General features: G+C 57.5%; 22 protein-coding genes, 1 tRNA gene and 1 pseudogene. 7 read left to right on the plus strand and 17 right to left on the minus strand.

The genetic code is table 11. The annotated features are described in order from the left end of the window. Window positions 1-213 precede the first annotated feature (213 nt). The gene (gene infC, locus H6F59_RS02065) at window positions 214-684 is read left to right on the plus strand and encodes a translation initiation factor IF-3 (RefSeq protein WP_073607200.1); all 471 of its coding nucleotides are present in this window, start codon (window positions 214-216) and stop codon (window positions 682-684) included. Window positions 685-764: 80 nt separating this feature from the next. Here infC and H6F59_RS02070 read toward each other — a convergent pair whose 3' ends face one another. From H6F59_RS02070 to H6F59_RS02090, 4 genes and pseudogenes are all read right to left on the minus strand, one after another. After that, window positions 765-1,142 carry a response regulator gene (locus tag H6F59_RS02070; protein WP_190694746.1) on the minus strand — a complete coding sequence of 126 codons (378 nt, stop codon included), beginning with the start codon at window positions 1,140-1,142 and terminating at the stop codon, window positions 765-767. Further along, window positions 1,139-3,960, minus strand: a pseudogene (locus H6F59_RS25915) (ATP-binding protein). Before H6F59_RS25915 ends, H6F59_RS02070 begins: the two are co-directional and overlap by 4 nt. Window positions 3,961-3,977: 17 nt before the next feature. Beyond that, window positions 3,978-6,464, minus strand: a complete 2,487-nt coding sequence (locus H6F59_RS02085) for a response regulator (RefSeq protein WP_190694749.1) — start codon at window positions 6,462-6,464, stop codon at window positions 3,978-3,980. Window positions 6,465-6,702: 238 nt separating this feature from the next. Next, window positions 6,703-7,878 (minus strand): site-specific integrase, encoded by a 1,176-nt coding sequence (locus H6F59_RS02090; protein ID WP_190694750.1) that lies wholly within the window; start codon window positions 7,876-7,878, stop codon window positions 6,703-6,705. Between the two features lie 75 nt (window positions 7,879-7,953). Between H6F59_RS02090 and hemH the strand changes: the two genes are divergently transcribed. Beyond that, on the plus strand, window positions 7,954-9,117 hold the full coding sequence (gene hemH / locus H6F59_RS02095) for a ferrochelatase (protein WP_190694751.1): 1,164 nt from the start codon (window positions 7,954-7,956) through the stop codon (window positions 9,115-9,117). On the opposite strand, the gene H6F59_RS02100 is transcribed toward hemH, so the two are convergent. The 4 genes from H6F59_RS02100 to H6F59_RS02115 form a co-directional block, all read right to left on the minus strand. Beyond that, window positions 9,114-9,671, minus strand: a complete 558-nt coding sequence (locus H6F59_RS02100) for a DUF4126 domain-containing protein (protein WP_190694752.1) — start codon at window positions 9,669-9,671, stop codon at window positions 9,114-9,116. The genes hemH and H6F59_RS02100 overlap by 4 nt on opposite strands. A gap of 39 nt (window positions 9,672-9,710) precedes the next feature. Then, window positions 9,711-10,808, minus strand: a complete 1,098-nt coding sequence (gene hrcA, locus H6F59_RS02105) for a heat-inducible transcriptional repressor HrcA (protein ID WP_190694753.1) — start codon at window positions 10,806-10,808, stop codon at window positions 9,711-9,713. A 93-nt stretch (window positions 10,809-10,901) separates the two neighbouring features. Further along, window positions 10,902-11,387: a 2Fe-2S iron-sulfur cluster-binding protein gene (locus tag H6F59_RS02110; RefSeq protein WP_190694754.1), complete on the minus strand. Its 486-nt coding sequence runs from the start codon at window positions 11,385-11,387 to the stop codon at window positions 10,902-10,904. A gap of 93 nt (window positions 11,388-11,480) precedes the next feature. Further along, window positions 11,481-12,269 (minus strand): hypothetical protein, encoded by a 789-nt coding sequence (locus H6F59_RS02115; protein ID WP_190694756.1) that lies wholly within the window; start codon window positions 12,267-12,269, stop codon window positions 11,481-11,483. A 213-nt stretch (window positions 12,270-12,482) separates the two neighbouring features. Between H6F59_RS02115 and H6F59_RS02120 the strand changes: the two genes are divergently transcribed. Continuing rightward, the gene (locus tag H6F59_RS02120; protein WP_190515377.1) at window positions 12,483-13,505 is read left to right on the plus strand and encodes a LysR family transcriptional regulator; all 1,023 of its coding nucleotides are present in this window, start codon (window positions 12,483-12,485) and stop codon (window positions 13,503-13,505) included. Between the two features lie 30 nt (window positions 13,506-13,535). Here H6F59_RS02120 and H6F59_RS02125 read toward each other — a convergent pair whose 3' ends face one another. From H6F59_RS02125 to H6F59_RS02140, 4 genes are all read right to left on the minus strand, one after another. Continuing rightward, complete coding sequence (locus H6F59_RS02125; RefSeq protein WP_397192718.1) at window positions 13,536-14,354, minus strand: Crp/Fnr family transcriptional regulator; 819 nt, start codon at window positions 14,352-14,354, stop codon at window positions 13,536-13,538. Window positions 14,355-14,937: 583 nt separating this feature from the next. After that, complete coding sequence (locus H6F59_RS02130) at window positions 14,938-15,882, minus strand: alpha/beta fold hydrolase (RefSeq protein ID WP_190694760.1); 945 nt, start codon at window positions 15,880-15,882, stop codon at window positions 14,938-14,940. Between the two features lie 40 nt (window positions 15,883-15,922). After that, window positions 15,923-16,639 carry a hypothetical protein gene (locus tag H6F59_RS02135; RefSeq protein WP_190515384.1) on the minus strand — a complete coding sequence of 239 codons (717 nt, stop codon included), beginning with the start codon at window positions 16,637-16,639 and terminating at the stop codon, window positions 15,923-15,925. An 85-nt stretch (window positions 16,640-16,724) separates the two neighbouring features. Next, complete coding sequence (locus H6F59_RS02140) at window positions 16,725-16,901, minus strand: hypothetical protein (RefSeq protein WP_190694762.1); 177 nt, start codon at window positions 16,899-16,901, stop codon at window positions 16,725-16,727. Window positions 16,902-17,044: 143 nt separating this feature from the next. On the opposite strand from H6F59_RS02140, the gene H6F59_RS02145 reads away from it, so the two are divergent. Next, window positions 17,045-17,566, plus strand: a complete 522-nt coding sequence (locus tag H6F59_RS02145; protein WP_190515386.1) for a GNAT family N-acetyltransferase — start codon at window positions 17,045-17,047, stop codon at window positions 17,564-17,566. Between the two features lie 111 nt (window positions 17,567-17,677). On the opposite strand, the gene H6F59_RS02150 is transcribed toward H6F59_RS02145, so the two are convergent. Further along, window positions 17,678-18,091, minus strand: a complete 414-nt coding sequence (locus tag H6F59_RS02150) for a DUF4332 domain-containing protein (protein ID WP_190694764.1) — start codon at window positions 18,089-18,091, stop codon at window positions 17,678-17,680. Between the two features lie 94 nt (window positions 18,092-18,185). On the opposite strand from H6F59_RS02150, the gene H6F59_RS02155 reads away from it, so the two are divergent. Then, window positions 18,186-18,259: transfer RNA gene (locus tag H6F59_RS02155), tRNA-Pro, on the plus strand. A gap of 146 nt (window positions 18,260-18,405) precedes the next feature. Then, the gene (locus H6F59_RS02160) at window positions 18,406-19,161 is read left to right on the plus strand and encodes a Tic22 family protein (protein WP_190694766.1); all 756 of its coding nucleotides are present in this window, start codon (window positions 18,406-18,408) and stop codon (window positions 19,159-19,161) included. 214 nt (window positions 19,162-19,375) lie between these two features. On the opposite strand, the gene H6F59_RS02165 is transcribed toward H6F59_RS02160, so the two are convergent. From H6F59_RS02165 to H6F59_RS02175, 3 genes are all read right to left on the minus strand, one after another. Further along, window positions 19,376-21,580 (minus strand): phosphoketolase, encoded by a 2,205-nt coding sequence (locus H6F59_RS02165; RefSeq protein WP_190694768.1) that lies wholly within the window; start codon window positions 21,578-21,580, stop codon window positions 19,376-19,378. A gap of 220 nt (window positions 21,581-21,800) precedes the next feature. After that, entirely contained in the window at window positions 21,801-22,340 is a 540-nt protein-coding gene (locus H6F59_RS02170; protein ID WP_190694770.1) for a hypothetical protein, read from the minus strand. Next, window positions 22,295-22,699 carry an NIL domain-containing protein gene (locus H6F59_RS02175; protein WP_073607218.1) on the minus strand — a complete coding sequence of 135 codons (405 nt, stop codon included), beginning with the start codon at window positions 22,697-22,699 and terminating at the stop codon, window positions 22,295-22,297. Before H6F59_RS02175 ends, H6F59_RS02170 begins: the two co-directional genes overlap by 46 nt. A 112-nt stretch (window positions 22,700-22,811) precedes the next feature. Between H6F59_RS02175 and H6F59_RS02180 the strand changes: the two genes are divergently transcribed. Further along, window positions 22,812-23,393 carry a thioredoxin family protein gene (locus H6F59_RS02180; protein ID WP_190694772.1) on the plus strand — a complete coding sequence of 194 codons (582 nt, stop codon included), beginning with the start codon at window positions 22,812-22,814 and terminating at the stop codon, window positions 23,391-23,393. Between the two features lie 8 nt (window positions 23,394-23,401). Here H6F59_RS02180 and ald read toward each other — a convergent pair whose 3' ends face one another. Then, the gene (gene ald / locus H6F59_RS02185) at window positions 23,402-24,517 is read right to left on the minus strand and encodes an alanine dehydrogenase (protein WP_190694774.1); all 1,116 of its coding nucleotides are present in this window, start codon (window positions 24,515-24,517) and stop codon (window positions 23,402-23,404) included. Window positions 24,518-24,603 lie beyond the last annotated feature (86 nt).

The raw sequence follows: 24,603 nt of genomic DNA on the forward strand, positions 1-24,603 counted from the left end.
AAGGCATCTACCGTTTTGTTAAGACCGGATATTTCGACACAGCTCTGGCTTAAAAGCTAAGCTATTCTATGGATAACATGATGGATAATACCCTTCTAGGTGTATTAGGTGTATGGTTGCTAGGCCAAGCAGCCCTAGGGTCACTTCTGTCCTTAGCCATCGCACTGGCCAACTGTCGAATTTTGAGAGGAACGACTTATTTCTAAGACGCAACTGGTAAACCGGCAAATTCGCTCACCTCAGGTGTTCTTAATCGACCAGGAGAACCAAAATCGGGGTCTCATGGAAACTCGCGAAGCGCTTACGCTGGCCGAGGATGCAGGACTTGACCTGGTGGTGGTCTCTAACGGCAAAGATGCCCCTGTGGCCAAAATTCTGGACTACGGCAAGCTTCAGTACCAGCAGAGTAAGCGGCAGAAGCAAAGCTCTAAGCCGTCTTTGAAAGAGGTCAAGCTGCGCCCCAACGTGGGTGAGTCTGACTACCAGCTCCGGATTCGCCGCTCGGTCGAGTGGCTGTCGAAGGGAGACTCGGTTAAGTTTTTGGTGCGCCTGCGTGGGCGTGAGCACCAGCACCGCGATCGCGCTGGAGAGCTGCTCGATAGAATCGTGAAGGATATTGGCGATGCGGGCAAAGTGCAGGCCCTCGACAAGAAGGCCTTGGTACTGATGATTACCCCCGCCTAAGGGGTAAGCCGATCGTTTTCCCTGCTGCATTCTGGCGACTGCTTGGTCGTCCCTGGTAGCTTTGCTCCTGAGTTCTACGGTTAGGTGGCCCAGTCTAAGAGCTGGGCCACCTGTTGCCATACCTTCACCGGATTAAAGGGTTTAGCAATTACTCCAGCCACGCCTAGGGCACAGAAGCGATCGCGATCGCTGGTCAACACCTTAGCCGTGAGCAAAATTATCGGTATGGCCTGGGTCTTGGGGTTAGCCTGAAGTTGCTCGTAGACCGCAAAGCCATCCATCTCGGGCATTGAGACATCTAGCAAGATGGCGTCCCAAGGGGTGGCCAAGGCTTTGTCTAAGCCCTCCTGCCCTGACCCAGCACTGTCGGTTTGCCACCCGCCAAACTCTTCAAGCGAGAGGCAAACTACTTCGCGAATGTCCAGTTCGTCGTCGATCACTAAAATCCGCTTGCTCATGATTTCTTCAGCGGCAGCGTAAAGAAAAATGTGCTGCCATAGCCGACCTGGCTCTCTACCCAGATTTCCCCGCCGTGCTGCTCCACAATCTGTTTGCAGATGGCCAGCCCCAGCCCGGTCCCCCGCGCTGCCGCGAATCCGACACATCCACCTGCTGAAAACGCTCAAAAATCATCTCCAGACGATCGGCTGGAATGCCTCGCCCCTGGTCTTTGACTGCGACTCGCGCCCAAACCGGCTGATCCCCAAGGGTAGTGTCAGGGGCCGCAATCGCTTTGGGAGTGAAGACCAGAGCCGCTGTCAGCCAAATTTTGCTCCCCGCCTCAGAAAATTTGATCGCGTTGCCCAGCAGGTTGGTGAGGGTTTGCACTACCGCATCGGGGGCGGCTAGCACCGTAGCGGCGGCGGGAGTGACCCCAATGGTGACCTTGGCTTCCAAGGCGATCGCCTCTACCCCGTTAACCGCCAGCGCCATCAGCTCATCCAGGCGGCAGGGCTCCAGATTGAGCTCAATGCGGCCCGACGTTAAACGCTCCAGGTCAAGAATATCGTTGACCAGCCGAATCAGCCTTTCAGTATTGTTAAGGGCCATACCCAGCATTTGCTGAGCTTTCTGGGGCCGGTTGTGCAGCACCCCCGACTCTAGAATGCCTAGAGCTCCCCGAATAGCCATTAGGGGCGTCCGCAACTCGTGGCTGATGATGGAAATGAACTCATCCTTGAGGCGGTCGATCCGGTAGCGATCGCTGATGTCGCGCACCACCACCAACACCTCGTCCTGGGTCACCGGAATAATTCGCGCCTCTTCGTAGATAGTCTCCCCCCCCACGACAAACTCGTACTCCTGGCGCTGAATGCTACCTGTCTCTAGGGCCAGTTCGACGCAGCGCTGACGCTCCTGGGCAATGGGGCTAGGCAGGTTGTCATAGACGCTGTTCTTGTAGAGCTGGCTGCGATCGCCTAGCCAAGTCACCGCCTCTGGGTTATAGATTTCTAGAGGACGACCTTCCCGTCCCAAGCGCATCAGCAGGTCAGGAATCGCGTTAATCAAGGCCTTTTGGGTAGCCTCGCTAGCCGCCAGAGAAGCCATTTGCTGCGCCACCTGATGCTCTAGCTCACGCTGGTAGTCGACCCGAAACCGCTCGACCTGCCGCCGCTCAGTAATGTCTTGGAACGTGTTGATGCTGTAGAGCACCTGCTCCAGGCTGTTGAACACCGGGATCGTGTGCACCTCTAAGGGAATGCGGCGATCGCCAGTGTCTACCTCAATGTCGTCGGTATAGGCGGTTTCACCCCGCAGCCCGCGCACCACCGGTAGCTCGTCGGTAGGGTACAACTCGTTGCTGCCGGCTCGGTAGAGCTGATAGGTTTCTGCCAACTGTCCAGAGTCGGCGGTCGTAACCCCGTTGACTAACAGTTCTTTACCCTTGGCATTGAGAAACAGCATTTGCCCCGCTTGGTCGTGCACGCTCAGGGCGACTGGCACCCCGTTCAGGAAAGTAGCTAGCGCATTCTCGCGGTCCTCAAGGGCACGAAACGACGACACCAGCTGGCCCACCATGCGGTCAAACCCCTGGCGCAGAGCTTCAACTTCTTGAATGGTGCTGGGCTGAGTGGGCGGCACAATCGCCAGGCCGTTGGTCAAAGCCTGGGTCGCCCGTTGGAGCGACAGAATCGGCTTGGCAATGTATTCAGCCGTCCAAATGCCCAGGCCGATCGACCCAATCAGGGCCAAGGCGCACAGCAGGGCTGTCCGGGCCGTGTTGGCATCGATGTCAGCCATAAATTCAGAGGCCGGCACCACGGTGACCAGCAGCCAGTTCAGTTCGCCCTGGAGCGGCGTTGTCTGCACAAAATACTGCTTTTGGTCAAACTGGAGGTGAGAAAAGCGCGGCGATCGCACGTTCTCAAGGCTGCCATAATCGGCAATCAGGCTGGCCGCTACTGTCCGGGTGAGTGGATTGCGGCTTTGACTCACCGCTAGTCGGCGAGACTGTAGCGCCACATTCTGCGCTGGATCAGAGCGCGGCTGTTGGTCAAACGGCAGCTCCCCAGTTGAGGTCGCCACCAGGTGACCGTCGGGCTCAATTAAGAAAATCTGACCCTCGCCGCTCGGGATCAGCTGCTGTAAAAACTCCCCCAGCTGGGTAAGCAAAATGCCAGTGCTAAAGACGCCGCCAAAGTCTCCCTTGGGGGTCTGAAAGGGGACAAACCGCACCATCACCAGCTGGGGCTGATCGTCTCCTCGCTCTAGGGTCACTACTAGCCGCCATAGCCCTTCTGGGTTAGCCTGGGCTGCCGCATACCACGGGTTGTCAGGGGGATCGCGGTGGGGGTCGTAGCCCTGTCGAATTGGCGGCAGCAGCGTCTTAGATTGGTCAGCGACATCTAGCTGATAACGGTAGAGCCGGTTGTCGACCACGGTCACGTTGCGCTGCCGCACTGAGAAAAATCCTGGGGATGCGTGACGAGCTACGTTTAGAAACGCACCGGCCTCATTGGCAATGACAATACCCGTCAGCTCTGGAAATAACTGGAGCTGCTCTACCAGGTGACTTTCCAATTCGACTAGGTCGGTGCTGCTAAACGTTCCGATTTCGAGCAGATAAGCATTGGTCTGAGCCACAAATCGGGACGTTTGCAGATAGGCATTAAGGTTTTCCCTCGCCCGCTGGCCCGTGCTCGTCATCATCTGACGGGCTATATCCTGCACGGCCTGCTGCCCACTGCGGTACGACAGGTAGCCCACCAACCCCGTAATGCCAATCACCTGTAGCAAGAACGGCACGATGAGCAAATTGCGCAGAGAAAACTTCATGGCTAGATCGAGTTCACTCAGCACATCGGATACAGGCAAAAGGTGTTGCCGCCGCGCCCTTTGGCGTCTTTGAGAGCCTGGTCAGCGGTTTTTAGCAGCAGATCGATGGAGAGGCTACCGGTGGGGGTGGTGCCGCCGATGCCTAAGCTCAAGGTAATGTAGTCGCCCTCATCAGAGGCGGGCTGAGGAATTTTGAGGTCGGTGACGGCCTGCTGCATGCGCGCGACCACCCGCAGCGCCCCATCCAGGTTGGTGTTAGGCAGCACAATTGCAAACTCATCGTCGCCGCAGCGGGCCACCAGATCAATGTTGGGGTTAATGGTGCAGTGTAGGGTGCGAGCAATGCGGCGCAGGGCAGCATCGCCCGCCTGCTGCCCGTAGATCTGATAGTAGGTGCGCAGGCTGTCGGGGCTGCACAAAATCAGCGAGAGCGGGGCCTGGTCCTGGCAGTGGCGCTCCCACTGCTGCTGCAAAAAGGCATCGAAGTGTAGGCCGTTGGCCACCTGAGTCAGGGGGTCGGTGGTCTCTTGCTGGGTCCAGTAGAGGGCTTGGCGACGGCGCATCTGCTCGATTTTCTGACGCAGTCGCGATCGCTCAATTCGGCTCAGCACTCGCGTTACCAGCTCTGGGCCCACGATAGGCTTACCGATTAGGTCATCAGCCCCCATCTCAAACACCTGGCGCACGGTCACAGTGTCAGGATGGGCTGCCACCATTAGAATGGGCAAGTTGCCAAACCGCGAGTCTTGGCGCACCACTTGGCATAGGTCAATGCCGCTAAAGGTAGGCATTTCTAAAGCCAGCAGCAGCAAGTCGGGCTGCACCTGGCGCAGCATCTCCCAAAACTGGCTGGAGTCGCCCAGCTCAGTCACCTGTAAACCCCAGGGAGTGAGCAGTTCTGTAATGGCACCCCGAGTGACGGGGTCATTGTCGACTACCATCACCCGTGCCTCGGGCGCTTGGGTTTCCGGCAAGAGGTGGCTTAAGGTATCAAAAATTTGGCTGGGGGTAGCCGGTGCCACTAGGTAGCGATCGCCCTGGAGACGAGCCACCTGCACCCGTTCCTCTAGACTGTCGCGGCAGGTCAAGACCAGCACCGGCAGCTGTGGAAACCGCTGCTTAACCTCCCGCAGGGGCGCTAATTTTCCGGCTAGAGGAGCGCTCTGGTCGAGGGTGAGCACCACCGCCTCCGCTCGGCCCTGGGCCAAGGTCTGCAAAAGCTCGCCTAGGTCGGTGGCCCGATCGAGGTGCCAACCGTGGCTGACAGCATCGTCCTGTAATTGGTTGATCAATTCGAGCTCCACCGACAGAATCACCCCAAGGTGGCAAGCCTGGCCAATCTCAGCTGATAGCGGTTTAGGGGTTAAGGCCAATGTCTGCTTGAGGTCGAGCAAGTGGCGAGAAAGCTGGTCAACTTCTGTGGTTTGCAGAGGGCGATCGCCCAGCAACTGCTCGATCTGGCGAGCGTAGGTCGAGCCTTCGTCATAGCCAAAGGTACCCAGCCCACCGGCCAGTCGATGGGCCTCATCCTGGGCAACGGTCCGCTGCTGGGGGGGCAAGTTGCCCGCCTGAAGCGATCGCACCGCCGCTTCTACCACCGCCAGCCGCTGCTGAATTGACGCCTGAAACCGAGCTGCGATCGCCTCTAAAGTCTTGCCCTTGGGCGCGGTAACCAGTACGGGCTCTTGAGTCTCTGCCTGAGCACCGCCGCTAGGCTCATGGAAACCATTATTGGCTGTTCCTAGAACCAAACTCGGCGGCAAATCGCGGAGGCGATAGCCCAGCCCGTACACCGTCTGAATCACACTTTCGACCACGCCGCTGCGCTTGAGGCGGTTGCGCAGATCCTTCACCAGGTTGGTCACGGCCCCTTCGGTGGGCGAATCGTCAATAGTCCACAGGTGGTCGAGAATGGCACTGCGGCTAAACACCCGCTGGGGATGGTGCAAAAACAGCTCCAGCAGGCTGTATTCCTTCGGCGTTAGGGGCACGGCCTGGCCGCTGTAGGTAACCTGAGCCAGGGTTGGGTTAAGGCACAGATGCCCCCACACCAGCGATGGAATGGTTGCCGCCCGCGCCCCCCGCCGCAGCAGAGCGCGAATGCGGGCTAGCACCTGAGACACCTCAAAGGGCTTGGTTACATAATCATCGGCCCCGGCGTCCAGCCCGGTAATCACATCCGCATCGCCGGCCTGGGCTGTCAGCATTAAGATCGGAGTAGACACTTCCTGCTCCCGCAGGTGACGGCATAAGCTAAGGCCATCCAGCCGGGGAACATTGATGTCTAGCAAAATTAGGTCGTAACTCCACAGGGCCGCTAGCTCTTGAGCAATGATGCCGTCAGCCGCCTGCTCCACGGTGTAGCGCGCCGCAGTCAAGTGAAAAACCAACAGTTCTCGGGTAGAGGGGTCATCCTCAACGAGCAAAATTTTCATCGGTGGGGCATAGCCAGAGTAGTAGATGCTGCCAATGCCGAGAGATAGTAGCCGGGCTGAAGCCAGCATAAGGCCAAGCCGATTACTGTCTGTCTATGGAACTCCACAAGCCAATCGTTTCGGTAAATTTACGATGGGCAAGAAAGTTAAGCACACCCTTTTTGTAATGACAATTGCGACCCTGCACAGGCTCTTGGCGACTCGCCTGACAGCATTTGCCCAGTAGCGCTAAGAGTAAAGGACCTATCTAGCCGAGCTAAATATTTCTTAGCATATCGTTAAGGATTTATTTTCTCTACCGCCTCAGCTACAAAGGGGGCTGCCAGGTGCCTCGCTGCAGAGCTGCCTGCACGGCCGTCCGTTGATCACGGTGGGTAATCCAGCGGTGGTAGGTGCGATTGTGAATGGCCACCGAGTGCCCCATCATACGGGCCGCTACAGTGTCGGGCAGGCCAAAGTGAATGGTGCGTACTGCCCAGGCGTGGCGCAGGTCGTAGGGCGAGAACGGCACCCCATAGCGCCTAAACTGAATCGCTACCTGCTGACCAATCCGCTGAAGGGTAGTCTGAGCTAGATCGGTGTTGATGGGCGGTAGGGCGCCCTGGCGCAGGTCGAAGCGCTCGATCCACTCTGGATAAAAGGGCCACACATCGTGCAGACCTGTCTTGGTCGTTTCGAGCACCGTAATCCGCCCCTCAGGGTCGCCCTGGAGGAGGTCTTGGTAGTCACAGAAAAAGACTTCGTGATTGCGCAGGCCATAGGTGGCCATCACCCCATACACATAGCGCCAGGCCGGATTTGGGATGCGATCGCACCATTCCACAATTACCTCGTCGGAAGGTAAGAGCCGTCGCTGGGCCTTGCTGTTGCCGTAGGTGCCGGCCAGCTGCTCAAAATTCTCGGGCAGGGCCAGACCCTGAAAGTCAGCAAAGGCTTTTAGGGCCGTACAGGCTACCTGACGGCTGCGAGACTGGGGCGATAAGGTTTCTAGGGTAGCTACAATAGCCGCCTCAAGCGGCTGGCGGGGCTGCTGCTCAGCCTGCACCAGCAGCTTTTTAAGGTAGGGGGCATAGGCTTTATCCCAAGTGGTTTTGCGCGAGGCCATGGCAGCGACATCAGCGCAGGGTTGCGCCATCAGGTGGGCCTCAAACTGGGCAACCCGGTCAGCTAGGGGCATCGTCTCCTGCTGACAATCTGCCGCTGGAGCCAGATAGTTGGCCCAGCTAAAACGGCGCTCGATCAGCTGGGCAGCGATCACTTTGGCCTCGCGCTCGATCTGCTTGAGCCCGGCGGGGGTGGCGGGCAGCTTGAGGGGAATGCGCTGCTGATGGGGCCGAGTTTTGGCGCTGTCGGGGCGAGGCGGTAGGGTGCCTCGCAGGCTGAGGCGATCGCCCCGGCGCTCGATCTGGAGCCCCAGGCGGGCGGCTTTGAGGCGGGTGTTGAGCGCTGCGATCGCGTCATCTAAAGCGGCGGGGGAAGCCATCAACGTCGGAAACCGTTCATTCAGCTTGTAGAATAATTGGGGTATGAGTACTTACTTTAGAGCTACTACAGTGCCATGGGTCGTGTTGGGGTCTTATTACTAAATCTGGGGGGGCCAGAGCAGCCCGACGACGTTCGCCCCTTTTTGTTTAACCTGTTTGCCGATCCAGAAATTATTCGCTTGCCCTTCCCCTGGCTTCAGCGGCCCCTGGCCTGGTTAATTTCGAGCTCGCGCGCCAAACAGTCGCAGGCCAACTACCAGCAGATTGGCGGTGGCTCGCCCCTGCGCCGCATTACCGAAGAGCAGGCCGACGCCCTCAAGCAGGTGCTAGCCGACAAGGGCACCGAGGCCAACATCTACATCGGCATGCGCTATTGGTACCCCTTCACCGAAGAGGCCGTGGCTCAAATTAAGCGCGACGGGGTCGAAAAGCTGGTGGTGCTGCCCCTCTATCCCCAGTTTTCGATCAGCACCAGCGGCTCCAGCTTTCGTCTGTTGGAGCGGCTGTGGCTCGAAGACCCGGCTCTTCAACGCATTGTCTACACCGCTATCCCCTCTTGGTACGAGCGCCCTGGCTATAGCGAGGCCATGGCCGAACTAATTGTCCAGGAGCTCGACAAACTCGAAAACCCCGACCAGGCCCACATTTTCTTCAGCGCCCACGGGGTGCCCGTCAGCTACGTCGAAGAAGCTGGCGATCCCTACCAGCGCGAGATCGAGCACTGCACCGAGCTAATCATGCGATCGCTCAACCGCTCCAACCCCCACACCCTGGCCTACCAGAGTCGGGTAGGGCCAGTTGAGTGGCTCCAGCCCTACACCGAAGATGCGATCGAGCAGCTCGCCCAGCAGGGTGTAAAAGACCTGGTAGTAGTCCCCATTAGCTTTGTCTCCGAGCATATTGAGACCCTGCAAGAGATCGACATTGAGTATCGCGAAATTGCCGAAGAAGCGGGTATTCACGGGTTTCACCGCGTGCCCGCCCTCAACACCCATCCCCGCTTTATTGCCGACATGGCCGACATGGTCACCGAGGCTCTAGAGGCCCCACGCCAGCTCTTCTCCGACGTGGTGCAGCCTGACAAAAAAGTCAAAATTTACCCCCAGGAACGATCGGCCTGGGGGCTCACCCCCGTCGCCGAGGTGTGGAATGGGCGATTGGCTATGGTGGGCTTTTTGGCTCTGCTGCTAGAGCTAGTCAGCGGGCGCGGCCCCCTGCACTTTGTAGGCATTCTCTAGGGCCGCGATCGCCGCGGCCAATGCTGCCACAGGTATGAGGTGCGAATCACCAGCCACAGCAGCAGCAGCGCAATAATGCCCCCCTGGTTGGGGGCATCAAAAGCCAATATGGCGAGCACTATGCACAGCCCATCAACTACAAAAAAGCTCCACAGGGGTGGGCGACGAGGCCGAAAAAAGAGACCCATCTGCAACAGCTGAATCACTAGGGCCAGCAGGGCGCTGATCAGGCCAATCAGGGGGTAGATCCAGCCCTCTACGCCAAAGGTTCGAGCCACCCCTAGCCCTGCCAGAGCGCCAACACCAGGGCTCAATATCAGCTCTAAACCCTGAAAAAACCGCTGGCTGTCACTGCTCTTCGACAACATCAGCTCGGCCATTGACCAGCTCACCAGCACCCCCAATACCAAAGCTGGGGGCAACCGTGATAGCAGGGGCACATTGGACCAGAGTTGGGGGCCAGACAACAGGCCGATGAGCAGCAGCGGCAGCGCCAGCCGCAGCCCCGTCGCCGCCGCGATCGACAAAATAGCCAGTAATTCTGTAATAATCACGGTCTTCCCTTTTCGGCTCGGGCTGTTTTCAGGGATACCCTATTCGCTCAGGGCAGTAGATAGGTAGTCGGCCGCCGCTTTAACCACCGCCACCGCATTTTCGTACACCATACGGGTTGGTCCTAATACCCCCACACTGCCAACAGAGGTATCGTGTCGGGTGTAGTTAGACACTACCAGGGCACAGCCCTGCATGGGCTCTAAAGGATTTTCAGCGCCAATCCACACTTTGACGTCTACGCCCTTTAGCGTCTGAGTTGCCACGGGCGGGGTGGCAAAAAACAACGGCCACAGCTGCGACTGGTCTTCTTCTAGCAAACGCACGATCGACTGAATGCGCTGGGCATCGGAGAACTCGGGCTGGCGCAGCACCTCAGCCAGGCCGCTAATCACCAGCTGAGGGGTTTCGGCGGCCTGCGATCGCTGCGCTAAATCCCCCAGTGCCTGACATAACAGTACTCCGTAGTGCTCAAATTCGGCGTCGAGATCGCCCCAGTTGAGAGTAGTTACATCGGCCAAAGGCCGACCCCGCAGGTGGTGGGTCAAAAAGTTAGACAAAATTTCTAGCTCCCGCCGACCGGGTTCTCCGACCGCCCCCGACGTAGCCGAACCTAGAACTGCTGGCAACTGCACCACCACCGACTGGGTCGCCAACGAGTCGAGCACCACCACCATCAGCACCTGCCCCCCATCTACTACCACCAGCTGAATATGGCGAATGAGTACGGTGTTGGCTTGGGGCACGGTTACCAGAGCCAGATAGCCACTGATCTGAGCCAAAATCTGGGTTGCCTCCTTCAGCAGCGACTCCAGGCTGCGGCCCATCCAGCGCAACTCTTCTGACAATGCCGCATCCACCCGGCGACCCACCCGGGCCGACGGCGACATCAGCCGGTCTACGTAGAGTCGATAGCCAAAATCAGAGGGCACTCGCCCTGATGAGGTATGGGGCTGATATAGCAGCCCATATTTCTCGAGCAAGCCCATGGTGTTGCGCACCGTAGCTGGGCTAACCCGCAAGTTATATTCCTGGGCTAAGGCCCGTGACCCGACCGGCTCTGCTGTGGCAATGTAGTGACGAATGGTGGCCTGAAGCACCTGCTCATGGCGAGCACTCAGGGGAGGGGCAGGGTCCATAGGGGGTTGGTATAAAACTCAACTACGGCATTGCCTTACCATAACAGATGTTTTCTGAGGTTCGGCATTGCCCCTCAGCCTACAGGCCCGAGCCTACAAATCTTTGCTCTGGCTGAAGAATTCGCCCACCTTGAAACTAGCGGTGCTCTCGAGCTGGGCCATCGTCGATCGCGTAATCAGCTTGCCCTGCTCCACCAGCACCTCACCGGTGATGGGGTGCAGCAGATCCTGGTCAGCTCGACGGCCAATCAGCGCCTCAATGTCCTGGAGAGAATTAACGTACATCCCCGGTGGTAGCTCAACGATGACGCCGTTGTTCACTACTCGGGCTTGGCAGGCCAACCGCGAATTGGGCTTGCAAGAAGTAATTACCTCCAGGGTGCGCTGCTCACGGCGGTTGATCGGAGTCAGGGCCTCCATACCCGACTGCACGTAGATATGGCAAGTGGCACACATACCTCGGCCACCGCACTCCTTGAGTACATCTAAATCTTTGTTTAAAAGTACAGAAAGCAGGTTGCCGTTGGTTTCAACGGAGGTTTCTTGGGCAATAGGCTCTAGGCGAACAGTTTTGGCCATGGGTACTACGGGGGTAAAAATATAGAAGAAAGAGCCTGGTTATCAGCTAAGAGCATAGCGGCAGCCATGGGGACCTGCTCAAGCCCCGCTTAGCTAGCTACTAGACGAGAGCTCTAGCAAAAGACCCTTCTCCTGAGGGGTAAGGGTCTGGCCAGTAGCCAGAGTTTGAAAATTGCGGATAGTTCTGCCGCCGCGACCCAAAAAGGCTGTCACCCAGTCTTTTATCCACTGCTGTTGTTCTGCTGTCAAAGGCGCTTTACCATCGGCGGCAACAGTAAAGTGGGCATCCTTTTGAATCTCAAACTGCTCTAGCCAGGGGTGAGCTGGGCGCGATTGCTTCCAAGTGTTGATCACCATGGTTTTTCCCAGGTATTGGATAGCCCCGTCACTGAGGTGGTTGAGGGCCGCAATTACCTCCTGGCAGCTTGGAGTTAGGGTACCCCGTTTAGGGGCCGTAGGCTCCAGCGGAGGGGCTGCAGCCCCAGAAATCGTGCTAGCACCGCCGAGGGTGACGCAGCCAGCCAGCAGGCGAAAGGTAGACACTGCATTGTGGGGAGCTTCTACCAGAGTGGCCTTGAGCTGACCAATCGCCGTGCGATAGTCGGCCAGGGGCATTTGGTCGGTAATGAGCACCAGCAAAATCAGGCCCTGATCGAGCTTGTAGATATGGGCCAGCTGATTGGCAAAGCGAAAGGTAAAGGTGTCGAAATGGGCGGGAGTGGTTTCGACCACCTGCTGAATACCTTGGGCGAGGGCATCCTGCTGATGGGAGTTGAGGCTGATGTCTGGCCCAAAGAAGAAGGGGCGGTTGCGTCCGTCAATGAGCGCCATCCCAGAGATGCCGGGCAAATTCAGGACATTCTGGATCACCTGACGTTTCATAAATCCTTAGGGTCTCGCTCTAAATTTTGGTGTTGAGTGTCCCGAACCAAGTAATCTAGGGATGGCAGACTTAATTCAGCACCGGCCTTAAAAGGCATGAGCTTGGGTCATTAGTTTACCCAGAGGTGGTGCGGTGGCACCACGGGGAGCAGCCTGTATTACTATCATGGTTTGTTGGCAGCCCAGGATTATCGTACGTTAGGGTTAATGCCCATGTCTGACCTTCCCTTTACCCTCGATCAGCTGCGTATTCTCAAAGCTATTGCAGCGGAGGGCAGCTTCAAACGAGCGGCAGACAGCCTATACGTGTCTCAGCCAGCGGTTAGCCTTCAGGTGCAAAACCTAGAGCGCCAGCTAGATGTGCCGCTGTTTGACCGGGGTGGGCGACGGGCACAGCTCACCGAGGCAGGGCATTTGCTGCTGAGCTATGGCGATCGCATTCTTAGCTTGTGTCAAGAGACCTGCCGCGCCATTGAGGATCTGCAAAACTTGCAGGGGGGCACCTTGATTATCGGCGCCAGCCAAACCACCGGCACTTACTTGCTACCCCGCATGATTGGCCTATTTCGCCAAAAGTACGCCGATGTGGCGGTGCAGCTGCATGTGCACTCCACCCGCCGCACCGCCTGGAGTGTGGCCAATGGCCAGGTTGACCTGGCGATCATCGGTGGCGAGCTGCCTCCCGAACTACAGGACTCTTTAGAAAGAGTGCCCTACGCCGAGGATGAACTCGCACTGATCATGCCAATGTATCATCCGCTAGCCAGTCAAGCGGTAATTCAGCGGGAAGACCTCTACAAGCTGCACTTCATCGCGCTTGATTCGCAGTCGACCATTCGCAAGGTGATCGACCAAGTACTGACCCGCTGCGGTATCGAAACCCGCCGTCTAAAAATTGAGATGGAGCTCAACTCCATTGAGGCGATTAAAACCGCTGTGCAGTCAGGGTTGGGAGTGGCTTTTGTGTCTAACTCAGCGATCGAGAAAGAGTTGCAGATGGGTGTTCTGCATCGGGCTAAGATCGATTCAGTGGTTGTCAACCGCACCCTGTCAGTCATCTTTAACCCTAACCGTTATCGATCTAAGGCCGCCGCCGCTTTTACCGCTGAGATTTTGCCCCAGTTCACCAATCTACCTTTGAACTTCAAGCCCATAGGTGCGGAGAAAAACGGGGCTGACAAGAACGGCACTAAGCCTACTGCTCCACCGCCAGAGCCCCTTAACCTCAGCCCTTAGAAGCTTTCTGTCTGTACGAGGCCAACCTGCCTACGCCTCCCGGACTGCTGCTGGGTCGCCTGGAATCGCAATCAAACCATCTTTGTGAATGTGAATCAGCTTGCGCTGGCGCAGTTTGCCCATCAGACGTGTCACCGTTACCCGCGTGGAGCCAATGGCGCTGCCAATCTGGGCATGGGTCAGGGACCAGGGCAGGTAGTAGCCAGACTCATAGGGCTCGCCAAATTCTTCGATCAGCAGGGTGAGAAAGCCAAGCAGGCGATCAATAGTGCGCCGCTGGCCCAGGGTGCTCAGCCACAGCAGCTTGCGCTGGTGCTGGTAGCGGAAGGCATCGAGCACCTCTCGCCGAAAGTGGGGCCAATTGTCGAGATCACTCCAGTACAACCAGATCACGGTGGTCTGATCGACGTGGGCAAAGCTCTGCAGCAAGAAGGGCGACTGAGCCACAATTTCAAAGGGCTGACCGGCCCCGACAAATCCTAAAAATGCCTCTTCACTCAACCCAACCGCTAACCCGTCGGCGGCGATGTCATCGCTGGCTTCATCTAACTCTGGGCCAGCTAACTCCGAAGCTATCTCAGTACCCTGGGCGCTGCCCACCAAGCGCACAGAGCCCCGCTCAACCAGGTACAGCAGCCCAGAGCGGGCGGGGATGCGCTCGTCTTTATTGAAGGTTCTGGCCCTATAGTGGGCATGGGCCCAGTCGGTAATGCGCTGCCAGGTCAAGAACGGTCGGGCATTGTCGGAGCGAGGGGATGATTGCATAGCAATAGCTGGGCTAAACGGTACAGACCGTGACCATGGGGCAAAGGGTAGGTGCGATCGCTCAGGACGAGTGAGTAATGTCAGCAGCACTCACTGGGTTAGACTACCACTCCGTTGGGGACAGGCGGGTTGTCAGCCGCTATTGACTGGCCTCACCACAACGGGCATGGAGTCTCAAATTTAAGCACTTCCTCCAGTTCAGACAGTCCTGCGGCAGCAGCAAACCTGACTTGTTTCAGATTCTTGTAAATTTGTCATCGTGAAGGTTACGTAAACCATCCAATACTAATACAGAGATCCCGTAATTTCCCGTAGCGCCTTTAGCTAATCGGCGACATTCTGTGGATCCTTTCCCTTAATCTTTCTATTAGACAGCTTAGCCAGTTGAGCCCGGTTTGCTATCTCTCTAAAGCCCTGTAGCCGTCTAATAAGTTGCATGATAAGGCGATCGCCTACCGAGTAGCTTTACTCCTAAATTCCTATAAGAAAAACTGTTCGTTTGACTGGGTTTTAGGGGGTGACATTTCCCCAAAGTCAGCCTATATTATAAATGTGTGAGGAGCGAACCAGAAGAGATGCCGAGACGAAACACGGCCAGTCGTCGGCATCTCTTTTGTTTTGTATGTAACCAAAAATGTCTATGGGTTCTGGCAAATCGCTTCATGCGCTAGCCCTGACAAAATTGAAAATCTTTTTCCCCATTGTGCTCAGCTCTTTTGGGACTAAAACAATGGATTTTGAGAATACTTCGCAGTGCTTGGGTGACCATCTGAGGCTGTTCTAGCATGGCCAAATGGCCGCAGTTTTCAATCTCAATCACCGGAAGTTCTCCTGGGTGGCCACCTTGGAGATAGCCTGCTAGATGGTGCACGTAGCGCAGATTCATCACCTGGTCTTGGCGACCCGCAATAAAGTAGACCGGCTGCTCGAGCGTAGCCACCAGCCGGGGGAGCAGGTGCACTTCGGCTTCGGTGGTTGATTCTAGCAGGGTGCCCAGGGCAGCGGCGGGGTCCGCCTGGAGCAGATCGAGGCAGCGATCGCGGCCCCAGCGGTAGGCCAACGGCTGGTGCACCATCATGCGAGTGAGCAGCAGCGGCAGCAGCGGCAATCGACCCAACCAAGGCCGTCGCCAGCTCACGATGTACTGCCCCGCCTGGCGAAACTGCTGGAACTCTCGGTCTAGATAAAGGCCGCCGCCCGCATTCAGACAAACCACTCCCTGCACAAGCTGAGGGTAGCAATGGGCCATCCACAGCGCCACGCTGCCCCCAAGAGAATGGCCCACTAGCCACACCGGGCCCAGGTTAAGCTGCTCTAGCAGTGCCGCTAAGTCACGGGCATAGGCCCCCAAACCGTAGGGCGATGGCGAAGCTTCCCAGCGTTGGGCAGCGTCAGGAATGCCTGGACTGTGGCGCTCAAGGCCGTAGCGAGATTCGCCAAATCCCCGCAGGTCGTAGGCAAGGCAAGGGTGATCGATACTCAGCCCGTCAATTAGTGGCTGCCAATACCGATGGCTGAGCAACCAGCCGTGAATAAAAACTAGAGGCGGGGCGTCACCCTCGTTGGTGAGCTGGTAGTAGTGGGGTACACCAAAGACTGTGGTAGTGGCCATAGGGTCATGGCCTCAAAGGCTGGGCTACGACCATCGTACCCTAGCTCATTAAGCGGTAGCGCATGCCCTCAGCAATTTTCTGCCCCAAGTAGTCTGGAATCAGGTTCTCATTGGGCCCAAGCAAGTAAAGAATGAGTCGAGTACGCCCCCGCCACACCAGTAGGTTAGCGTTGACCACCAGCAGATCCTCCTGCCAAATGGCGTACATCACCTTATAAAAGAGTCCTGGCTGGTTGTCGGCTTCAATTAGCAGCGCTGGCAGATGAAAAACCGGATCCACATAAAACTCCGTTTCTACCCGTTCGAGCCCGGCATTGAGGTTAAACTCCACCGTTAGCATTTCTTCTACTTCAAAATGTCCCGCCAGAGTTTCTTGAATAGCGCGGCAGACATTGTCAGTAGTCTTAGGGGTAAGGGCCTTGCCCCCTCGAGACACCACCAACTTAATAAACACCAGCATGGGCGGATAAATCTGCCCATAGAGGCTGAGATTGTGAATGGTCAGCCCATAGGCCGCTAGCACACCAAAAATATCGCTCAGCAAAAACGACTGGTTGCGATAGACAAAGTGCAGCGCGCTTTTGTTGCCCTCGGGCTTGATGTCGAGCACAGCCTTGCGCTGCTTGTAGAGCTGGTAGGCCAAGCGCAAGTTTTGCAGCTGAATCTCACTGCTGACAAACTGCTCATAAAACTGAGGGAAAGCTCGGTTGAAGCGCTTCAACAGCTCAACCGTTGAGGGGTTTAAGCCAGCGGCCATGGTGGGAAGGATGGAACTCCATGGAGGTAACGTTAGCATTTGCCGCATCAGGAAACCCTAGCAAAAGCAAGAATCTATCCCCGTCCTAACGCTTTTGGCCACCGTTGTCGTCGGGGGAACCTCCTAAGTACTGAGGCAGAGGCATCAGACACCCAAAGGAACCACAGTGGGCCTCGAAGGCTCGGGCTGCGATCGCCCACACGCTCCTCAAGACAGAGCCTCTCCAGTAGCCCACATAAATCTCCAGTGTTGCCAGAAGCATAGGGATTTTATGGGGATATACTATGAGAAACGGTCGTCAGGCTTTTAAGTCTAACCCTTAGCCGTAGCCAATGTGCCGCGCTATTGAGGTGCTTAACTTATACTGCTGAACGTTGTGCCACTTCATTATCAGACAGGGCCTGCATGGGTTTTTGGAAAAGTCTTTTTGTCGGATCTGATGGCGCTGCGTCCGGAGAAACCAAGTCGGCAGGTAGCGTCTTAGAAGCTCTGCCTGAGCAGGGTGAAGGGTCAACCATTGTATTTAGCACCGATCGCGACCTTGACCTCTATGAACTCGAAGAGTTGTGCAACGCCGTGGGCTGGGCTCGCCGGCCCATTCGCAAAGTTAAAAAAGCCATTCAGCACAGCTATTTAGTTGTCACCATGTGGGAGCAGCGCGGCGCCCGCCGCCGCCTAGTCGGCTTTTCTCGCGCTACCTCTGACCATGCCTTTAACGCCACAATCTGGGATGTAGTTGTGCATCCCGACTTTCAGGGGCGTGGTTTGGGCAAAGAGCTCATGCGTCAGCTGATCAAGAAACTGCGCAGCGAAGACATCAGCAACGTAACGTTATTTGCTGACCCGCAAGTGGTTGAGTTTTATAAGGGCCTAGGTTTTATGCCCGATCCAGAAGGCATTAAGGGCATGTTTTGGTACCCAGATTAGGCGCAGCATAGGGCGCAGGGTTATCAGCACAGCGCTGACCGGCCGGTGGGTAACGCCCAGACCACATCAAAAGTTTTAACCAGTACCGAAAGTGCCGTCCGTCTTCCGGGCTTAGGCTGAACGCGCCAGGGCCTTAGCCTGTTGAATCCAGAGGCTGACCTGGTCAGGGGTGGGGCACAGGTCGTTGCGCTGCAGAGTGGCCACATGCAGCCGACGCAATCGGGTGTAAAGCCCTTGGGCCGTGGCTTCAGCCAGCTGCGCCACCGAAATAATGCCAGCGTGCAGCAGCAGCCCATTAAACTCACAACCCACAGCTGGCACCCGAGCCAGTTCTGCCAAAATAACCCATTTAGTAACGTAGCGTAGGGGCACCTGCATCTTCTTGGCCAGGGTTTGGCGATGGTCTACTGTGGCGCCATAGCGACGGAGTTGGTCGGTGCTGGTTAAGCCCAGCTGCGCCATCCCCTGGGCATGGGTGGCGCTCAAACCAGGCAGTTGCTCAAGAGGATAGGCTGGGCTAGCCATAGAAGACCTATATCGATAAAGGATGGCGTTCATTCAAGCATGAACCAGCTGTACCAGCAGAAAAGCAGGCTATACTGGTGGGCATGTTGGTCTACGGGATGTAGCGCAGCTTGGTAGCGCGCCTGCTTTGGGAGCAGGATGTCGCAGGTTCAAATCCTGTCATCCCGATTTTGAGTATAGTGGCTTGCCTTAGGCAGATAGTAAGACTGTCACAGGGAGCCGTAGAACATACTGTTGGTTTGTAGTATTTATAGTCAGGATATTGACGATTATTCGCCCGCTTCTTTGCCGTTACGCTACGAAGAAACACCCCTATGAAACACCTCTTTTCCTCCCTTCTACGGCCTCTTCCCCTGATGACCCTGGTGAGCGGCAGCTTGCTGGGAGGTAGTTTGGCGATGCCTCTACCCGCCTCCGCTTTAGGTGAAGAGGCTATTGTCGACAAACTTGAGCAGGTGCCGGTTTTTGTAATTTTGAACTCTGACGGTCAGCCTCTCACTGCTGCGGCCGAGGTCGACGACCAAGAGGTCAAGGTGCCCGTAGTCTTTATTGATGGCGAGGCTGCTGAAGAATTTTTGACCCGCGCCCAAGAAGAAGATCCTAGCGCTGAGGTGGCTCTGGTGGATCTCGGTACTTTGTACCAAGAGACAGTCCTTGGCGATGAAGAGAAGGTGCCGCTGCTGTATCTTCCCATTGGCGATGAGTTGGATACAGCGATCGCGCTTCAGTCGAATTTTCAAGGGGTGCCGTTGTTTATAGCCCGTCAGGGTGCAGACGGTCCTTACCTAACCATCAATCAGGATGGTCAGGCATCGCTGCCGATGTTTTTCTCGCGCAACGATCTGCAAACACTGCTCGATCGCTACAGTGAGTCTGACGCCGCAGCCGCTAACGATATCGTGGTACAAGTGCTTTCGCTCGAGTGGTTGCTCGCTACCATGACCAGCAACAGCGACCCTGAACTTGACGCTCAACTTCAACAGGTGCGGCTCTTCCCCTCCACGGAAGTGCTCAACTACATTCGGGCTCAAGAAGAGGCAGCGCCTGCCGCTGCGCCTGCTGCTGAGTAAGCCTCTAACTGTCTTAGATGTACCCGTCAAGAGCAGGCATTAGCAGAGCTACGCCGGTTCTACTTTGTGCAGCAGATCTGCTCACCCAGAGTTAGGATGCTGGCCTGAGGACACCGAGGACAGATTTTCTCAAATAGCCGATGGCTTCGACTTTCCTCAGCCATCGGCTATTTTTGTCTTTGGGTTGCTGTGGCCACAGAGACAGTGGCGAACCTTAGCCCAGCAGCGCCGTGGCCCTGGCGACAAAATCGTCGGCAGTGAGCCCGTTAAGCGCCATAATCTGGCCAGCGCTGGCGGTGGTTTCGCCCCGTCTCCAGCAGAAGGTGTCGCGGAGGGCGATACTGCGCAGCATGATGGGTTCGAGCATGGCGCTCGAGCCCCCCGTCACCCCGATCAGCACATCGCCACCAAAGAGCCGCTCGAACCCAGCGTCGTCTAAGAAATTGCTGTCGGGTTCAGAGCACATATCCCAAGCCACATCGGTAGGGCGATAGAGCTGGCGGGGGTTGACCACTGACACAATGCGGCTGCCGATGCCCTTAACGGCTAACTGTTCGGCGGCCTCAAAGACAGGTATCAGGGTCATATCGCCAATTACGGCAAACACAACGGTTTTATCGCCCGCGATGCTGGCCAAGGTTACCGCTCCCTCGGCCAGAGCGCGGCGAGTCTGCTCAAAGGTGGTGCGAACGGGCAGCGGCGACTTGCTAGCCGTGATTGTGATGCCTTTGTTGCGGGTAGCCAGAGCCCAGTCGTAGCACACCTGAATGCTGTTGGCGTCGGTGGGAAAGAGCGCGTACACGTTGCCGTTGCGCAGCATGCCCGCGAAGTAATTCTCAACCTCGGGGCGCTGGTGGGTCCAGCCGTTGCGGCCCTGTTCTAGAGCCCCAGCGGTAAATAGGGCGATCGTAGACGGGGTAGGGCGGCGCAGCTCAGCCATCGCCTGGGTGACAGTCTGCCAGATCGGCAGGCCGTTGATGGCAAAGGATTCGTAGGAGCACCAGAGGGTGCGAGCGCCAAACAGGGCCTGGGCAGCAGCGAGTCCAGCGCAGGCATCTTCGCTGAGGGGTTCGTACACCTGACCCTGGGGCTGCTGGAAATAGGTGGCGTCGGTGGTAGGGTGAATGATTTTGAGCGCCTGGTTGATGTTGTTGATGCCAGAGGCGGCATTGCCATCGGCGTTGGTGACCACAAACTGCGCATCTTGCTGGCCCACATAGCCAACCAGGGCACCCATGGCCGTGGTGGCCACCTGCTTGTCGCCCCCAACGGAGAATTCGTTCAGGGGCAGAGTACCCAGGTCGGCCAGGGGCAGCACCGATTCTGTCACCGCTGTTTTAGCACCAGGGCCGCCCATGGAGCGCTCATAGTTAGTGCGCACCAGAGCCCAAGCGTCGGGATGCAGGGCGCGGGTGGTGAGAGCGCTGACAATGTAATCGCGCTGGAGGGAGTCGCCGGGGTAGAGGTTGTGGGACTGGGCACCGCGCTTGTGGACGCCTGCCCCCTTGAGCTGCTTGACGATTAGCACGGTGAGAGTGCCGCCCAGGGCGAGCTTGGCCGCTTTGTCGGTAGCTTCGAGCACGGCTTGGGTAAAGGCAAACCGCTGAGGGAAGGAGAAGGCGGTGCTGTCTACGTAATCGCCAGGCTGGTTAGCATCGTCGAAATCTTTGGCATCGACCAGCACTACTTCCTGGAAGCCGTTGCCGCGCCAGTAGTCGATCATGGCCCGGTTAGACTTGGTAGAGACCATGCTGTGGTGCTCTTGGCTATAGCCATTCCATACCAGGATAGGCAGGAAGTTGGTGACGGTGGGGTAGGCGGTGTTGAAGTGGCCAAAACTGCTCATGATGTAGGGTTCGCCCAGCCCGCCATCGCCGATGGTGACGGGGAACAGTACGCCCGGGTGCAGCTTGGCTCCAACCATGGCAAAGTGCTGGCCTTGACCCAACGGGCCAGCGGGGTTGAGCAGGCCGGGGATTTGGCCAGACAGGTGGCCGAGCAGACCGTGAGTTTCACGGAAGCGATCGCACAGCTGCTGCACGGTCTCAATTCCCATGTCTTCTAGGGATCGATCTAAAAACACATTGCTGTAGAAGCCGGGGGCGTGGTGGCCGACCTCGGTAATGATGTTTTTGTGGCCCAGCATGACCAGAGATGCGATCGCCTCAGCAATGCTGGCAAATCCGCCGGGGTGGCCCGACTCTTTGCTGGCGGTGACTTGCAGGGTGAGGTAGCGCAGCGCATCGGCAGCCAGCAGAGTCTGGTAGACGGCCACCGGATCGCTGGGAGAAGACACAGCGGTTTGCTCGGGGGCGATCGCCGCAGACTGACCATAGGCCGCAAACTCGGGAGGCAGCTCCCCAAAGTGCTGAATGCCTTCGCAAAAAGCCGGAATCGATTGTGTGGTGGCCACTGTCATACCCTAACCCCCTAACTAGCGTCAAAAGAACGATGGCTCCCCAGCCTTGCTTGCGTGCTTGGTTGATCGAAAGTCATCTAGCTAGCAGGCGCAGTTTTATACAGTTGGCAAGGAGCTGTTAACCATCCTACACAGCGATGGGGCACCGACGCGGTGGACACTATTACGATTCTGGAGGGCTGAGGTTGGGGTGAGCCGACACATTTATATGGTTGAGAGCTTAGAGGTGCGCACCATGGATTGTGGCCGATCGCAGCAGGACGGGTAGCCAGCTCAGGGCTAGCCCCAGGAGCGCCAGGACTGACAGCCAAACAAAGGCCACCATGTCTTTGTATCCAGCGATTAAATTGTCGACTCGGGCCAGCAGCGACACGGCAATGAGCATGACAAAGTAGGCAAACCGCTGAAATTGGCTGACCGCAGCCACGGCCAGCGAGGCGGTGGTGAGCGCCATGATGAAATAGCCCAGATCAGACTGAAAGCCCAGCAGCAGGAGCTGCCGCATTTTGGGCCAGCCCAGGGTAATCGCCCAGGCCCCCCAAATCGCCAGCAGAGCACTCACAGCCCAGCCCCCAGGAGATGTCTCGCCGTGGTGCAAAAAACCACCGTAGGTAGCGTAGGCCATGATCAAAAGCGTCCATGAGAGCCAGTGGCTCTGGAGCACGTTAGACAGGGAGCGGCTGGGTCTCATGGCGATCGCCTCGCGGGGAACGGCTAAAGATTGGTAGAAATGGCCTGCACCGGGCAGGTGGGCACGCACTGCTCGCAGACAATGCAGCGCGATCGCGCAAAGGTTAGCCGGTAAGTCTCTGGGTCGAGGGTAAGGGCGCGGGTGGGGCAAACTCCGGTACACAGACCACAGTGGACGCAGAGGTCTTCGTCCACGACAATTTCGCCGCTGGCGCTCGACACCTCAATGCCCTGCACCTCTAACCAGTCGATGGCGTCGTTGAGTTGGTCGATGTCGCCCGACAGTTCAACCACCAGGGTGCCCACCTGGTTAGGGGCCACCTGGGCACGAATAATGTTGGCAGCAATGTTGAAGTCTTTGGCCAGTCGGTAAGTAATCGGCATGTGCACCGACCGCTTGGGGAAAATTAGCTTGACCCGTTTTTTCATGGCCGCCTCTACACCCCGATTCTTTTACACTAAATACTAGCGGGCTGCTTCTATCCTAACCGGAGAGCCAGCGTGTCCCACCTTCATCGAATGCTGAGATTGCCATCGTCCTATGCCAGACAATTCTCCCAGCCCCACGGAACTTCCTTCAAGCCGCGCCCGCAATCTAGTGGTCGCGGTCGCAGCCATTGGGCTGGCGATCGCCATGGTCTTAGGGATTCGCACCCAGTCGACCACGCCCTCGCTGAGCGAACTAGCTAACAGCGCCGTGCCCTACGAGGTAGCCCAAACCAACGGCAAGCCCACGCTGCTAGAGTTTTATGCCAACTGGTGCACCAGCTGCCAGGCCATGGCGGGCGACATGGCCGAGCTGCGGGACGGGTACGGCGATCGCGTCAATTTTGTCATGCTCAACATCGACAACAACAAGTGGCTGCCCGAAATGCTGGCCTACCGCGTTGAGGGCATTCCCCACTTTGTCTATATGGGAGCTGACGCCCATCCCATTGCCACCGCCGTTGGCGAACAGCCCCGGCAAATTCTCAGCGACAACCTAGATGCGCTGATCGCCCAGGCTCCCCTGCCCCACCGGCAAACCTTTGGCCGAGCTTCAGAGGTAGAGGGTGACTTTCTGTCTCGGCAGAGCGCCGTCAATGACGATCCTCGTGCCCACGGCAGCTCAGTGGTGAATTAACTCACGTCCTACACCCCGACCAACGTTCCGCCGGTCTGCCCTGCCAAATCGGGAAACACCTCTCGCACAGCAGGATGGACGATCTGCCCCGCCGACACATTTAGCCCTGCAGCCAAACCGCTGTCGGTGGCCAGCGCATCTAAACCCTTGCTGGCCAACTTGAGCACGTAGGGCAGAGTAGCGTTGTTTAACGCCTGGGTGGCCGTCCAGGGCACAGCACCGGGCATGTTGGGGACGCCAAAGTGCACCACCCCCTGCTCGACGTAGGTGGGCTGGCTATGGGAGGTGGGGCGCAGGGTTTCAATGCAGCCTCCTTGGTCCACAGCAACATCAATAATGACTGAGCCGGGACGCATGGTGCCCACCAGCGCCTTCGAGACCAAAGTAGGGGCCTTGCGTCCGGGCACCAGCACCGCGCCGATCAGCAGATCGGCCTGGGGCACGGAGGCGGCAATTTGGGCGGGGCCGCTGTAGAGCAGCTCAACGCGAGAACCAAACAGAGTTTCGAGATAGGCGAGGCGATCGACGTTGAGGTCGATAATCTGCACCCTAGCTCCTAGCCCCACAGCCATCTTGGCGGCCTCGGTACCAACTACGCCGCCGCCCAAAATTACCACGGTGCCAGGGGCCACGCCGGGCATGCCGCCCAGCAGCACCCCCCGCCCACCCTGCTGGCGCTCTAGATAGCGGGCCCCAAACTGGACTGAGAGCCGTCCGGCAATCACACTCATGGGGGTGAGCAAGGGCAGCCTACCATCGGCGGCGGTAACGGTTTCGTAGGCGATCGCCTCAATGCCGCTGGCCATCAGCGCTGCGGTGAGCGATCGCTCGGCGGCCAGATGCAGGTAGGTAAATAAAATCAGGTCGCGGCGAAAAAAGTCGTACTCCGAGGGCTGGGGCTCTTTAACCTTCACCACCATATCCTGGCTCCAGGCGGTAGCCGCATCAGCCACCAGCGTCGCCCCAGCCGCGTGATAGTCACTATCCTCAAAGCCCGACCCGGTCCCAGCCCCGGTTTGTACCACCACCGAGTGCCCCTGCTGAGCGAGGCTTTGCACCGCCGCCGGGGTCAACCCCACGCGAAATTCCTGGTCTTTGATTTCCTTGGGTAGCCCGATGCGCATAGTGTCGCTGTCAATAGGTGGAAGGGTACTTCCATCCTAGCTAAACCCATAGGTGAGGCCATCCCCTAGTAGGCCGATGGCTCCCC

Origin of the sequence: Nodosilinea sp. FACHB-141, from assembly GCF_014696135.1 — a bacterium.
Lineage (GTDB): Bacteria > Cyanobacteriota > Cyanobacteriia > Phormidesmidales > Phormidesmidaceae > Nodosilinea.